Annotated in this window: 12 protein-coding genes and 1 other RNA gene; 10 read left to right on the forward strand and 3 right to left on the reverse strand. The window is 61.1% G+C overall.

The features are described from left to right. The first annotated feature begins 162 nt into the window (after positions 1-162). The 7 genes from Q5H31_RS03635 to Q5H31_RS03665 all read left to right on the forward strand — a co-directional run bounded on the left by Q5H31_RS03635 (position 163) and on the right by Q5H31_RS03665 (position 7,439). Positions 163-3,072, forward strand: a complete 2,910-nt coding sequence (locus tag Q5H31_RS03635; RefSeq protein WP_007052638.1) for a DNA translocase FtsK — start codon at positions 163-165, stop codon at positions 3,070-3,072. A gap of 161 nt (positions 3,073-3,233) precedes the next feature. Next, on the forward strand, positions 3,234-3,884 hold the full coding sequence (gene pgsA, locus Q5H31_RS03640; RefSeq protein ID WP_007058588.1) for a CDP-diacylglycerol--glycerol-3-phosphate 3-phosphatidyltransferase: 651 nt from the start codon (positions 3,234-3,236) through the stop codon (positions 3,882-3,884). 11 nt (positions 3,885-3,895) lie between these two features. Then, positions 3,896-4,429 (forward strand): CinA family protein, encoded by a 534-nt coding sequence (locus Q5H31_RS03645; protein ID WP_007052640.1) that lies wholly within the window; start codon positions 3,896-3,898, stop codon positions 4,427-4,429. 59 nt (positions 4,430-4,488) lie between these two features. After that, positions 4,489-5,004: a helix-turn-helix domain-containing protein gene (locus tag Q5H31_RS03650; RefSeq protein ID WP_007052641.1), complete on the forward strand. Its 516-nt coding sequence runs from the start codon at positions 4,489-4,491 to the stop codon at positions 5,002-5,004. Positions 5,005-5,115: 111 nt separating this feature from the next. Further along, complete coding sequence (locus tag Q5H31_RS03655; RefSeq protein ID WP_007052642.1) at positions 5,116-5,349, forward strand: DUF3046 domain-containing protein; 234 nt, start codon at positions 5,116-5,118, stop codon at positions 5,347-5,349. Between the two features lie 300 nt (positions 5,350-5,649). After that, positions 5,650-6,843 carry a recombinase RecA gene (gene recA, locus Q5H31_RS03660; protein ID WP_007052644.1) on the forward strand — a complete coding sequence of 398 codons (1,194 nt, stop codon included), beginning with the start codon at positions 5,650-5,652 and terminating at the stop codon, positions 6,841-6,843. Positions 6,844-6,845: 2 nt separating this feature from the next. After that, positions 6,846-7,439, forward strand: a complete 594-nt coding sequence (locus Q5H31_RS03665) for a regulatory protein RecX (RefSeq protein WP_008783103.1) — start codon at positions 6,846-6,848, stop codon at positions 7,437-7,439. Between the two features lie 8 nt (positions 7,440-7,447). Here the strand turns inward: Q5H31_RS03665 and rnpB are convergent. Further along, positions 7,448-7,822, reverse strand: an RNA gene (gene rnpB, locus Q5H31_RS03670) — RNase P RNA component class A. Positions 7,823-8,315: 493 nt separating this feature from the next. Between rnpB and raiA the strand changes: the two genes are divergently transcribed. Together raiA and secA are read left to right on the forward strand one after the other, a co-directional pair. After that, entirely contained in the window at positions 8,316-8,978 is a 663-nt protein-coding gene (gene raiA, locus Q5H31_RS03675; RefSeq protein ID WP_007052648.1) for a ribosome hibernation-promoting factor, HPF/YfiA family, read from the forward strand. A gap of 161 nt (positions 8,979-9,139) precedes the next feature. Then, complete coding sequence (secA, locus tag Q5H31_RS03680; protein ID WP_007052649.1) at positions 9,140-12,034, forward strand: preprotein translocase subunit SecA; 2,895 nt, start codon at positions 9,140-9,142, stop codon at positions 12,032-12,034. A gap of 310 nt (positions 12,035-12,344) precedes the next feature. Here secA and Q5H31_RS03685 read toward each other — a convergent pair whose 3' ends face one another. Both Q5H31_RS03685 and Q5H31_RS03690 read right to left on the reverse strand, forming a co-directional pair. After that, positions 12,345-12,698 (reverse strand): transposase, encoded by a 354-nt coding sequence (locus Q5H31_RS03685; protein ID WP_010080769.1) that lies wholly within the window; start codon positions 12,696-12,698, stop codon positions 12,345-12,347. Positions 12,699-12,723: 25 nt separating this feature from the next. Further along, positions 12,724-12,903, reverse strand: coding sequence for a hypothetical protein (locus Q5H31_RS03690; RefSeq protein ID WP_007055164.1), 180 nt, complete (start codon positions 12,901-12,903; stop codon positions 12,724-12,726). Positions 12,904-13,287: 384 nt separating this feature from the next. On the opposite strand from Q5H31_RS03690, the gene trpD reads away from it, so the two are divergent. Then, on the forward strand, positions 13,288-14,334 hold the full coding sequence (gene trpD, locus Q5H31_RS03695; protein WP_007055165.1) for an anthranilate phosphoribosyltransferase: 1,047 nt from the start codon (positions 13,288-13,290) through the stop codon (positions 14,332-14,334). The last annotated feature ends 77 nt before the right edge of the window (positions 14,335-14,411 follow it).

Below are 14,411 nucleotides of genomic sequence, written 5' to 3' on the forward strand. Positions count from 1 at the left end.
TCTGCGGGTGTCATGCAACCCATGATAAGGCATATTCGCGCCCCAGCGGGGAATCGACTCAGACGAACGCGGCGAATCGGCTGTCGGGATTCGTCAATCGACCATATCGTCACGGTGTCGTCACCAACCATGCACCCCCGTACTAGTAGAATCAGACCCGATATGGCACGAACAGCATCCTCCAACAGCACCAAACCCCGTAAATCCAAAGACAACGGGTCTACCCATGATGGCGAAACCAAGGTCCAGCCCGAGCTTGACCTCGAACCTGAGCCGTTGTGGAAGAAGATCCTGCTCGCGATTCCGCGCGCGTTCGGCTCCGGCGTACGCGCCGTCACCGGCGTCGGCGAATACGATCCAGCCTACCGTCGTGATGGTTTGTGCTTCCTGCTGCTCGTGCTCGCCGTACTGTTCTGCGCGTCCGAATGGTTCCGCGTCAGCGGTCCATTCGGCCAGCTGCTTCACGCCATCGCGGCCGGTGTGCTTGGTCTGATGAGCGTCGTGCTGCCGGTGTTGCTCGCCGCCGTGGCCTTCCGACTCATGCGCAATTCCGGTAAAGGGTCCAATAACCCGCGTGTGGTCACCGGTTGGGTGCTGCTCATGTGGTCGATTTGTTCGATCATCGACGTGGCGATCGCCGCCGACCACACCGGATTCGACATCACGATTCTGCAATCCGCCGGCGGCCTGTTCGGCTTCTTCCTCGGCTCACCGCTCGCCTGGGGCCTTTCCAACGTGTTCGCCATCATCATTTTCGTGGTCGTCGGCCTGTTCTCCTTGCTGATGATTACCGGCACCCACGTCACCGATTTGCCGGAGGATGCGCGCAAAATCGCCGCTAAAATCCAACGCAAACCGTATGTGCCGATGGGCCAGGAGACGGATGGGAGCGCCAGCCAGTTCCCCAACGAGGTCCGTGTGGGAGATACCACTCTCGCCTTTGCCGACGGTGTTCCCTCGCATGACGGCGACGATGACGGAAGCGACAACGATCAGGCCGGCGATGCACGGCCCAGCCTGTTCGCACGACTGTTCGGCCGCAAATCCAAGACCGAAGACGACAAAACTCTTGACAAGTATGCTGCCGACGATCCATTCGACCGTGCCGCCAGCCAGCATGGTGCCACCGCCGAAACCCCGGTGGTCGATCCGATGACCGGCGAGATTATCGGTGCGCGAACCATTGCATCGTCTTCGTACGACGGCCGTCCGCACCTATCCAGCCCTGCGCCTGCTGCCGATGCAGATGATGGCGACGCTTCCCGAACCCGCGTCATCACCAGTGGCCAGACCGTCGCCATGCCCGGTGGGGGAGCGGTAGACGACCCGTGGGCACCCAGTGCCGCCCAGGCCGGTACTGTCGCGCTCGCAGGGGCAGCCGGTGCGATGGGAGCGGCCGGAGCCGCCGGTGCCGCGGCTGCGGCAGCCGCGACCGGAGCCTACGCGGGTGCCGATGCGGACGGCAGCGGAGTCGGCCAGGGCGTGCCCAATACGGGCGGCCAGCCGAATGCCACCGCCGGCAACGATACAGACGACGACGCCAATAGGCCGTATCAGTTGCCCGACCTGAACCTGCTGACCAAAGGCCAGCCCCATGCGATGCGCACCCCGGCCAACGATCGCGTGATCCGGGCGCTGACTTCCACCTTCGAACAGTTCAACGTGGATGCCAAAGTCGTCGGCTTCCTGCGTGGCCCCTCGGTCACCCAATATGAGGTCGAGCTTGGCCCCGGCGTCAAGGTGGAGAAAGTCACCAACCTGCAGCGCAACATCGCCTACGCGGTGGCCAGTTCGGATGTGCGTATCCTTTCACCGATTCCCGGCAAGTCCGCCATCGGCATCGAAATCCCGAACGAGGATCGCGAAATCGTGCACTTGGGCGACGTACTGCGCTCCGACAAGGCCGTGGGCGACCCGAACCCGATGCTCTCCGGCATCGGCAAGGACGTCGAAGGCCACTTCGTGACCGCCGACCTGACCAAGATGCCGCACCTGCTGGTGGCCGGTGCCACCGGTTCCGGTAAGTCGAGTTTTATCAACTCGATGCTCACTTCGATCATCATGCGTGCCACGCCCGAACAGGTGCGTCTGATCATGGTGGATCCCAAGCGCGTGGAACTGTCCGCCTACGCAGGCATCCCGCACCTGCTGACCCCGATCATCACCGATCCGAAGAAAGCCGCACAGGCCCTCGAATGGGTGGTCAAAGAGATGGATGCACGCTACTCCGACCTCGAATTCTTCGGATTCCGCCACGTCAAGGACTTCAACGAGGCCGTGCGCGCCGGCAAGGTACATGCGCCCGCCGGCTCCCAGCGCAAGGTGGCCCCCTATCCGTACATCCTCGTGGTGGTCGACGAGATGGCCGACCTTATGATGGTGGCCAAGAACGATGTGGAAAGCTCCATCCAGCGCATCACCCAGCTGGCACGAGCCGCCGGTGTGCATCTGGTGCTCGCCACCCAGCGTCCGTCCGTGGACGTGGTCACCGGTCTGATCAAGGCCAACATTCCATCCCGACTGGCGTTCGCCACCTCGTCCGCCACCGATTCGCGAGTCATTCTTGACACGGTCGGTGCCGAGACCCTGATTGGTCAGGGCGATGCGTTGTTCCTGCCGATGGGTTCCGCCAAGCCGATTCGTGTGCAGGGCTCGTGGGTGTCCGAATCCGAGATTCGCAAGGCCGTGGAGTTCGTGCGCACCCAGCGCAAGCCGAAATACCGCGAAGACATCGAACAGATGGCCAAGGAAGCCGAAAAGAAAGACAGCATGGAGCCCGACGAGGAGATCGGCGACGACATGGACGTGCTGCTGCAGGCCGCCGAACTCGTGGTCACCAGCCAATTCGGCTCCACCTCGATGCTGCAGCGCAAGCTCAGGGTCGGCTTCGCCAAGGCCGGCCGACTCATGGACCTGCTCGAATCGCGTGGCGTGGTCGGGCCGTCCGAAGGCTCGAAGGCCCGCGAAGTGCTCGTCCAGCCGCAGGACCTGCCGCAGGTGCTCGCCTTCATCCGAGGCGAAACCAGCTCGCTCGAAGCCACCGCCCCGCAACAGCCCGAACTCGGCGAATAATTCACCCATCGACCTTCCTCTGATGAGGGAGGTGCCCCGAAGGGGCGGAGAGAGAAGCGCGGCCACGCGGCCATCAGCACGCAACCTGATTCCCGAATAATGGCAGTCAATATCCAGCCAATACTCACTCAAGGTAGAAGTGTGGGGGTAACGTGAACACTATGGATGAGAACACAATGGACAAGCAGTCATCGCCCAAATCATCGCTGTTCGACGGATGGAACGCGCCGCCGAACCTGGTCACCTACTCGCGCATCGTACTCGTGGTGTTTTTCCTGACACTCGACATTCTCGCCGGTGCCTGGGGTGAGAACAACCTGACCATGCGCTGGGTCGCCGCGGTGCTGTTCATCATCGCCGCGTCCACCGATAAAATCGACGGTTGGATGGCCCGCAAATACAATCAGGTCACCGAAATGGGCAAGCTCATGGATCCGATCGCGGACAAGCTGCTCACTTGCGGCGCAATGATTGTATGCTCCGCGTTCGGCGAGCTCGGCTGGTGGGTAACCATCCTGTTCCTGATTCGCGAAATTGGTATCACCGTTATGCGTTTCTTCGTCATGGAGCGTCCGGGCGGCAAAGTCATCGCCGCCGCATGGCCCGGCAAGCTCAAGACCGTATTCCAGTGCGTGGGTCTGTCCATGCTGCTGCTGCCGTTCTGGTCTCTGGGTAACGGACAAGCCACGCCGTTCTGGATGACCGCTTACTACTTCCTGACCTACGCCATCATCTACGTGGCATTGGTCCTGTGCCTCTACTCGGGTGCCGTGTACCTGTACAACACGTTCGTCGCCCCGAAGCGGAAGTGACGGATATTCCAATGCGGGAATTGTGCGACAGTCTCGCGGCCGGCATCCTCAAGATTTGCGAGGCGAACAATACGAAAATCGCCTGCGCTGAATCCCTGACCGGTGGCCTGCTTGCCGATGCGTTCGTGCGTATTCCCGGCGCCTCCAACGTGTTGTTGGGCTCCGCTGTCACTTACGACATCAATGCCAAGGCCTCGATCCTGCACGTGGACAAGGCCCTATTGGATCGAGAAGGTGCCGTACACCCCGAAGTCGCCCGGCAGATGGCCGTCGGTACCGCTCGCCTATACAGCCAGCCGGAATACGGCGACCGAATCATCGGCCTTTCCACCACCGGCGTGGCCGGCCCCGGTCCGGACGGTGACAAGCCGGCCGGACTGGTGTATGTGGGCCTGCGCATCCCCGCAAGCCTCACCCCGGACCATGCCGAAGTGCTCAAAGCCGTCGAACTCCATCTTGATGGCATGCGCGAAGAGATTCGTCGCCTCACCGTATTCCACGTTCTGCAAAACTTGAGTCTATTCACAGCAAGTTTTAAGGAATAAAACCGTTGGGTTGTCGTGTTGTACATAGTGGAAACACTGAACCGACCTGGGAAGGGACGATGGCGATGGAAACGATGACCCGAGTGAACGAACAGATGGATGTGGCCGCCAAGAAGCCGATGGCTGTGCAGCCGGGTGTCGCCCGTATGCGTGAACTGACTCCGGCCCAGCGCCGTGCGGTGATGTTCGCCCAGCAGCAGGTGCTCAAGGCACAGGCCGCCAAGAAGGCCAAGGATCAGCGTCAAGCCGTTCGTGAACGTATGTGGGATGAGGATTCGCCGTCGTACAAGCCGACTGCCGCCGCCGAGCCCGTGGTGGCTGAGGAGGAGCCTCGCGAGTTTTCGCTGCGTGGTGCTATCGGTCATGTGCTGCGCGAGCTGCGCACGCGCGATCGCCGCACGTTGCGTGAAGTCTCCGAGAAGGCAGGCGTTTCGCTAGGCTACCTTTCCGAAGTCGAACGTGGACAGAAGGAAGCCAGCTCCGAACTGCTGAGCTCCATCGCCGATGCGCTCGGAGTCTCCACTTCGCGCATGCTGCGCATGGTGGCTGATTATCTCGACTCGGTCGAGGGCTGATCGGTTGGCGGTGTGAAGCCGCGTCCCGTAATCTATGTCTAGCTGTGAACCCGTATCGCTTGTGGCGATGCGGGTTTTTGCTGTCCTGCGGTTGGTGGCACACTGGCGTGTATGCGTGAACGGGAATTCTGGGAATTACTTGAAGAGGTGTTCGGTCGGACCTACGGTCGTTCGCTGTCGCGTGATCAACGGATGCCCAAACTGGCGAATATGACCGTGGTCGAGGCGCTGGACGCGGGGGAGGAGCCACGCGTGGTCTGGAATGTGCTCTGCGACCAAATGGAGGTTCCGGACTCCAAGCGTTGGGGCCACGATCATAACGCGCCGCCCATGCCCGCCGTCTGACACTGCGGGATTACGGAGTCGCTGAATCGTGAAATTGGCGATTTCGGCGTGTTGCACGCCAAATTCGAACAAATGTTCGTGTGTGTGGTTATAGTTATCCACAGTGACAAGAAGCCGCATACGTGTGCACAGGGTGCTTGCCATCTGCCATAATCCTTACCGCAGTAGGGTTTAAGGAGGCCAGGTGGCCAAGCTCGGGCAAGCTGGAACCACAATGGTTGGTTTGGATTGCCTCACATGGCATGTCCGTCATACGGTGGAGGCATCCGATTCGCACACGACTTCGACAAGGAGAAGATCATGGCACTTGAGACCAAGCCGGCCAAGGACCCGGCAGCCGAGGACAAGCACGAGCTCGATCCCAAGCGCAAGGCGGCGCTGGACACCGCGCTGGCGCAGGTCGAGAAGAGTTTTGGCAAAGGTTCCGCAATGCGACTGGGCGACCAGCCCGAGCAGAACGTCGAGGTGATTCCCACCGGTTCGTTGGCTCTCGATATGGCGCTCGGCATCGGCGGCCTACCCAAGGGCCGCATCGTGGAGATCTACGGCCCCGAATCATCCGGTAAGACCACGCTCGCATTGCATGTGGTGGCCAATGCCCAGAAGAAGGGCGGCGTGGCGGCCTACATCGATGCCGAACACGCGCTCGACCCGGCCTACGCCCGCAAGCTCGGCGTGGACACCGACTCACTCATCGTCTCCCAGCCGGATAACGGCGAGCAGGCCCTCGAAATCGCTGACATGCTGATTCGCTCCGGTGCGCTTGACGTCATCGTCATCGACTCGGTCGCCGCTTTGGTGCCGAAGGCCGAAATCGAAGGCGAAATGGGAGACAGCCATGTTGGTTTGCAGGCCCGACTCATGAGTCAGGCGCTGCGCAAGATGACCGGCGCGTTGGCTCAGGCCGGCACCACCGCCATCTTCATCAACCAGCTGCGTGAGAAGATCGGCGTGTTCTTCGGCAACCCTGAAACCACCACCGGTGGTAAAGCTCTGAAGTTCTACGCCTCCGTGCGTCTCGACATCCGCCGCATCCAGACCTTGAAGAACGGCGACGAAGCGGTGGGCAACCGCACGCGCGTCAAGGTGGTCAAGAACAAGATGGCCCCGCCTTTCAAGTCCGCCGAATTCGACATGCTCTACGGTGAAGGCATTTCCCGTGAGGGCTCGGTGATCGACATGGCCCAGCAGGTTGGCGTGGTCAAGAAGTCCGGTTCGTGGTTCACCTATGAGGGTGATCAGCTCGGTCAGGGACGAGAGAAGGTCCGTCAGTTCCTTAAGGACAACCCGGCCATCACCGAGGAGATTGAGAACAAGGTCAAGGCCGAGTTCGGTCTGATCGGTTCCGCCGATCAGTTCGCGGAAGATGGCGAAGCCGCAGCAGCGGCCGCCGTCAGCGAGGCTGCTGCGGCTGACGTGGCCAAGGACAGCAAGGCCGCAGCGGCGCCTGCTGCCAAAACGACCCGTGCCAAGGCCGGCACAGCTAAGGCCTGAACATGATTAGTGCCGAAGCGTTCTTGCGGCGCAATCCTGTTGCGTCGCAAGACATGCCCATTGCCGAGCAGCATGTTCAGTCGAAACCGTCGGGACGTTTTTCTCGACGGGGGAGAGACGCTGCCGTTGTCGAAGATCCCAATGATTTGGACGCTTGCCGCGAGGCTGCATTGCGTTTGCTGGACGCGGCCCCGCGTGCATCCGGTGCGTTACGCGAACGATTGCTTGCCAAAGGGTACGGCGAGGCGATCGTGGACGAGGTCATCGAACGGCTGATTCGCGTGCAACTGATTGACGACGGCGCTTATGCCGAATCGGCCGTACGCTATTGTGCCGGTCGCATGATGGGCCGTCGTGGTACGGTCATGGAACTTGCTCGCAAAGGTGTGGACCGCAAGCTGGCTGAACAGGTGTGTGACGAAGCTGAACAAAATGGCATCTTTGAAGATGCCGCATGGGAATTGGGCCGCCAAATAGCCCGCAAAACCCATGGCCTCGATCGTCGGGTCCGTCAGCGTCGGCTTTGGTCCGCCGGCGGCCGCAAAGGCCACAGCCCCGAAACCCTCCGTCGAGTCGCCGCCGCATTGTTGGTGTAGCCAAGAAAAAAATGAGACCTCTTATACCCCGGGTTCTGTCGTGCCGTGCGCGAACGCACGGCACGGATGGCCATCCATCTCGACCTGACGTTACCGCCAGGCTCTAGCAGCCTACCCGATGACACGGGCGAGCAGCCCTTACCGCCATCTGCTTGGCCTTGCTCCCGATGAGGCTTGCCATGCGACCTACTGTTACCAGAGGCCCGGTGGTCTCTTACACCGCCGTTTCACCCTTACCCGTCGAGGACGGGCGGTCTGTTCTCTGTTGCGCTATCTCTCAGGTCACCCTGGGCGGACGTTATCCGCCATCGTGCTCTATGGAGCCCGGAAGTTCCTCAGCCGATCCCAATGAAGATCACGGCCGCGGCCATCAAGAGGTCTCAAGCTTGCAATTATACATAAGGTGCGGAAAAGGCGGCATCCCGCCCTGCGGTGAGGCCATGCCGTTGCCCGGTTATCCTGTTTTCTCCATGGTTGGGCATAGTTGGGAGATTCGTGAACGACGCGCCGAATATCGGATGGGGCGTGTCGGGCGTGTTGTGGCGTGTCGTATGGAGACGAATCAAATCTGTAAGAGCTTGGTATGTGCGAGAAAGAGCAAGAAAACGCTGCCTATCCATTGCAGTATTTACCATGACGAACAAACGAGCCAGCCTGATAAACCGGTATCAAATCTTCTTATAGGAGACTGCTGCCAAAACCCCAGTATATACATCGTTTCATTGCAGAGAAAAGCCCGGGAATAAACATATATTCTCTGGGCGAGTTTCCGGCCGTTCACCCATTGTTCGTCTACAATGAAACATACCCGGTCGGTGATGATGCCGTTCGGAACACATATAGCGGGTTACACCGCTTGAGTTAGAGGAGGTCAACATGGAAATCGTCGTTACCGGACGCCACACGCAGGTCAAGCAAAGGTTCCGTGATGTGGTCGAGACCAAGATGAATCGTGTGACCGCTATCGCCCCGGATGCTCAGCGCGCGCAGATCGTGCTGACCCATGAGGGCAACCCGCGTCAGGCCGATACCGCCAAGCGCGTGGAAATCACCGTTATCGCCGGACGTACCGTGGTGCGTGCGGAGGCTTCCAGCACCGATGAATTCAGTGCGCTGGACATGGCGCTGGATAAGTTGACGCTGCGTCTGCGTCGTACTCGTGACCGTCGCAAGGATCACCGTCGTGGTTACGCGAACCCGGTCCCGGTGGATCTGGGTGTTATCGCCCCGGAGCCCGAGCCGGAGGTGTCGGAGGAAGAGCCGAACAACAGCCCGCAGGCTGCGGTCGCCTCCGATCTTGGCCCTGGCGAATCTGTGGAGGTCCAGGTTGGGGATACGCCGATTGTCATCCGTCGCAAGCTGCACATCGCCGAGCCTATGAGCATCGACGAGGCGCTGTACGAGATGGAACTGATCGGACACGACTTCTTCCTGTTCGTGAACAAGGAGACCGGACGCCCGTCCGTCGTCTACCACCGTCACGGTTGGAGCTACGGCGTGTTCGAAATCGATACTCCGGAGAATGTCAAGAAAGCCTGAGGGTAAGGGCTGCTGACACGATCAGCTGATACCGCATGGACCGCTTCCAATATGGAGGCGGTCCATTTTTTCGTAAGAAGGTCGAAAAATTCGACTGCTGACGGTGCGAGGCGCTATTCTGGTACGCGGACACCACCACTTATCAGTCAAGGGAGAACCCAGTGGTCGATATTGTTGACAAAGCCCTGCGAATGGGTGAAGGCCACCAGCTCAAGAAGCTGGAGAACGTGGCCAAGGCCGTGAACGCTCTTGAGGACGAGATCTCCGCCCTCTCTGACGAGGATCTGAAGGCCCAAACCCCGAAGTTCAAGCAGGAAATCGAAAACGGCAAGAGCCTGGACGAGATCATGCCCGAGGCGTTCGCCACCGTGCGCGAGGTCTCCAAGCGCACCCTTGGCCAGCGTCACTTCGACGTGCAGCTCATGGGCGGTGCTGCCCTGCACTGGGGCAACATCGCCGAAATGAAGACCGGTGAAGGCAAGACCCTGGTCGCCACCCTGCCCACCTATCTGAACGCTCTCGAAGGCAAGGGCGTGCACGTGGTCACCGTCAACGACTACCTCGCCAGCTACCAGAGCGAGCTGATGGGCCGTATCTACCGCTTCCTCGGCATGAACGTCGGCTGCATCATCACCGAGCAGAAGCCGCCGGAGCGCCGCAAGCAGTACAACGCCGACATCACCTACGGCACCAACAACGAGTTCGGCTTCGACTACCTGCGTGACAACATGGCATGGGAGAAGGCCGACCTCGTGCAGCGCGGTCACCACTACGCCATCGTCGATGAGGTCGATTCCATCCTCATCGATGAGGCCCGTACCCCGCTTATCATCTCCGGCCCGGCCGAAGGCGACGTGACCCGCTGGTACCGTCAGTTCGCCAAGCTGGTGCTGAAGCTCACCCGCGACGAGGACTACGACGTCGACGAGAAGAAGAAGGTCGTCGGCATCCTGGACCCGGGCATCACCAAGGTCGAGGACTTCCTCGGCATCGACAACCTGTATGAGCCGGCCAACACCGCCCTGATCGGCTACCTCAACAACGCCATCAAGGCCAAGGAACTGTTCCTGCGTGACAAGGACTACGTCGTCACCCAGGGCGAGGTGCTCATCGTCGACGAGCACACCGGCCGTATCCTGCCGGGCCGCCGCTACAACGAGGGTCTGCACCAGGCCATCGAGGCCAAGGAAGGCGTGGAGGTCAAGGCCGAGAACCAGACCTTCGCCACCATCACCCTGCAGAACTACTTCCGTATGTACGACAAGCTCGCGGGCATGACCGGTACGGCCGAAACCGAGGCCGCCGAGTTCATGAACACCTACAAGCTGGGCGTGCTGCCGATTAAGACCAACAAGCCGATGATCCGCAAGGACCAGGACGACCTCATCTACCGCACCAAGAAGGAGAAGCTGGCCGCCATCGTCAAGGACGTGGCCAAGCGTCACGCCAAGGGCCAGCCGGTGCTGCTCGGTACCGCTTCCGTGGAAAGCTCCGAAGTGGTCTCCACCCTGCTCGACGTGGCCAAGATCCCTCACCAGGTCCTGAACGCCAAGCAGCATGAGAAGGAAGCCGCCGTGGTCGCCGTCGCCGGCCGCAAGGGAGCCGTCACCGTGGCCACCAACATGGCCGGCCGTGGTACCGACATCATGCTCGGCGGTAACGTCGAGTTCCTTGCCGACGCCAAGCTGAAGTCCGAGGGCTACTCTCCGGAGGACACCCCGGAAGAGTATGAGAAGCGTTGGCCGGGCACCCTGAACGAGATCAAGGCCCAGGTCAAGGACGAGCATGAGGAGGTCAAGGAGCTGGGCGGCCTGTACGTGCTCGGCACCGAGCGCCACGAGTCCCGTCGAATCGACAACCAGCTGCGCGGTCGTTCCGGCCGTCAGGGCGATCCAGGCGAGTCCCGCTTCTACCTGTCGCTGGAAGACGATCTGATGCGTCTGTTCAACACCCAGCTGGTGGCCCAGGTCATGGCCAAGGGCATGGAGGAAGGCCAGCCGATCGAGGCCAAGTCCGTGACCAAGGGCGTGCGCACCGCACAGAAGGCCGTCGAATCCCGCAACTACGAGATTCGTAAGAACGTGCTGAAGTACGACGACGTGATGAACAAGCAGCGTACCGTCATCTACTCCGAGCGTCAGGCCGTGCTCAAGGGCGAAGACATCCACAAGGACATCCTGCGTTTCATTTCCGACACCGTCGAGTCCTACATCAAGGGTGCCAACAAGGGATCCGAGAAACCGAAGGACTGGGATTGGGAGGGCCTGTTCAAGGCGCTCAACACCGTGATCCCCACCAAGGTCGACGAAGACGAGGTCAGGAAGATCGTCGGCGGCCTCAAGGGTGCGAAGGCCGTCGAGGCCGTGCGCGACCTGATCGTCGAGGACGCCAGGCAGCAGTACGGCGAAATGGAGGAGACCATCGGCGAGACCGGCTTGCGTGATCTCGAACGCCGCGTGGTGCTCGCCGTGCTCGACCGCAAGTGGCGCGAGCACCTTTACGAGATGGATTACCTCAAGGACGGCATCGGCCTGCGTGGCATGGGCCAGCGCGACCCGCTGGTCGAATACCAGCGCGAAGGCTACCAGATGTACAACTCCATGATCGAGGCCATTAAGGAGGAGACCGTCCAGCTGCTGTTCCACATCGACATCAAGCAGGTCGCCACCACCGACGAGGCCGTTGACGAGGTCGAGGAGACCGCCGAAAGCGCCGACACCATCGCCGTGGCCTCCGGCCCCGACGAGAACGGCGAATCCGTGGTCGAGGCCGCCGAGGGCGAAGTCGAGGAAGAGGACGAGGATACGGACGCCAAGCAGGCGATCGCCGAATCCGCAGCCGCCTCCGGGGCCGGCGAGTCCACGCTGCCTGTTGCCGGACCGGCTCCGATCAGCCACGCCGAAGGCAAGGTCCCGGTTTCCAAGCGTCCGAAGAGCGAAGAGCTCAAGACGCCGTGGGCCGACGGCCGCACCTTCCCTGGCACTGGCAAGAACGCCCCGTGCCCGTGCGGTTCCGGCCGCAAGTACAAGATGTGCCACGGCCAGAACGAGAAGTGACGCATCGCTAGTTAGTAACTAGCTCATGGCTCCCCACACGGGGAGCCATTTTCTATGCGGTTCATCAGCATGTATTCGTGCGGTGCCGTACGCGCGGGACGGCACGCGATTTTCGCGGATTTTGACGTCGTATCCCACACTGTTGCGGGATGGCACGAGTGTCAATCGATTGACTAGCGTGGCGTCCCGCAGTACGAATTACGGAATCGTTGAAATTCCGCCATTCTCGGTGTTATGGTGTCACGGTCCGCAAAGGGTGATGTGGGACGGCACGGCTCAAACGGCGAAAATGAGCTGCCGTCCCGCAGTTTTACGGGATAGCACAAAAAAGAGGCTTCTGCTGTTTTCGTGGGTTGTCGGGCGCGCCGCTCGTCCAACTGACGATGTGGAACCCGTCGGGCGCGCGTTCGGCGTTCGGGCACCACTCATGCACGCATGAGTCGATCCACCGGGCCCCGTCCCCGGCGACGACCCTGATGGAGGCGCGCTGTTCGGGCGTCAACGTTTGGAAGAACAGGCCGAACACGTCCCTGCCGTACCCGTCGTGCGCCCATATCGCCCGATGCCGTTCGTGGTCGACGACCACGGTGATGCACGTGTGGCCTTTGCGGTAGCTGGTCTCGTCCACGCCGATCGACGTGAGGCCGCCGAACGGAGACGGCATCGACGCTTTCAACCGTTCAGCGACCCTATGGGCGGCGTCTTCCGGCGGCGCGCCACGCGACGTGCGGAAAACCGCTTACGGTCTTCTGGTTCGCGACGCTCATCGGCCACGCGCGTTCCGATTCGAAATCGCGTGTGGACCGGCTGCCCGGCTCGGCCCACGGCACGGAAGCGACCACGACGCCGCACGCCGCCGCCCTGGTCATGCCCGCGGCACCTCCTTCCGCATCGGGAGCATCGGAGCATACCCGCACGTGGACGCACCCGGATCTCGAGCACGGGTTCGGAACGCGGCGGCGAATCCGTGATCCGCGCATCCTCTGCAACCGTGCCTTTGACGTTCGGCAATCCGGTGAATGGGCTTTTGCCCAGGCGTTCTTCGTGATTCATTTCTTTGGTCGGAAAACAGAATACGCGGGAACGCCCCTCACGCTTACGAAACCAACGGCTCGACGACGAACCGACATCCACGAAAACAGCAATAGCGCCATATTTTGCAATATGGAAGATTCAGGGCCTTGAAATGACGAACCATTACAATGAGCGGCGAACATACATCACACGGCGTAGGAAACGCCAAGGAGGGCATCATGGCCGAGATCACATGGAAGTCGATTCTCACCAAGCTGGTCGGGGGAGACCACCTTACTGCTGAGGAATCGGAGTGGTTCGTGGACGACCTGATGCAAGGTAACGCCAATCCGGCCGCCGTGGGTGCCGCGCTCGCTATGCAGCAGCAGCTGGGACTGACCGCCGACGAGGTGCGTGGTGCCGCCAAGGCCATGGTCTCCCACGCCGTGCCGCTGAACGTTTCCGGTGGGACCACCGACATCGTGGGCACCGGTGGTGACGGCTTCGCCACCGTGAACCTGTCCACCATGGGCTCCGTGGCCGCCGCCGCAGCCGGCGTGAAGATCGTCAAGCACGGCAACCGCGCTGCATCTTCGAAGTGCGGTGCCGCCGATGTGCTCGAAGACCTCGGCCTGCCGCTGGATTTGAAGCCGGAGGCCGTCGGCGAAGTGGGCGACGAGGTGGGCATCACCTTCGCGTTCGCCCGCACCTTCCACCCGGCCATGCGCTTCGTGGGCCCGATTCGTGCCGCGCTCGGCATTCCGTGCGTCTTCAACATCCTGGGACCGTTGACCAACCCCGCCAACCCGGCACACGTGGCCATCGGCTGCGCCAACCGCAAGGTGAGCCCGATCATGGCTGCCGTCTACGCCAGCCGTGGTCAGTCCGGCTTGGTCTACACTTCGCATGAGGGCATGGATGAGCTCGCCCCCACCGGCCCGGTTTCCGTCTGGGAGATTCGCGACGGCAAGGTCACCGAAACCGAGTTCGACCCGACCGTGGATCTGGGTCTCGCCAAGATTACCGTCGACCAGCTCAAGGGCGGCGTGCCGGACGTCAACGCCAACGCATTTAAGGACTTCCTGGCCGGCAAGGACATTACGTCCCGCACCACCGCGCTGCTCAACGCTGCCTCCGCCATCGTGGCTGACGGCAATCTGGTCGGCAACGGCACACTGGCCGAGCGCTTCGCCGAGGCCTACAAGCTGGCCGAGGATGCTGTCGACTCCGGCAAGGCTGAAGCCCTGTTCAACAAGTGGATCGAAACCGCCAAGTCCAAGGCGTGATATGGAATGGGTTTGCTCGAATATGTTTACCTTTCCTTCATTATCAACTATTTCGAGTTGCAGGAGTCCATCGACTT

It is taken from the genome of uncultured Bifidobacterium sp. (genome assembly GCF_959020155.1).
In the GTDB taxonomy this organism is placed as follows: domain Bacteria; phylum Actinomycetota; class Actinomycetes; order Actinomycetales; family Bifidobacteriaceae; genus Bifidobacterium.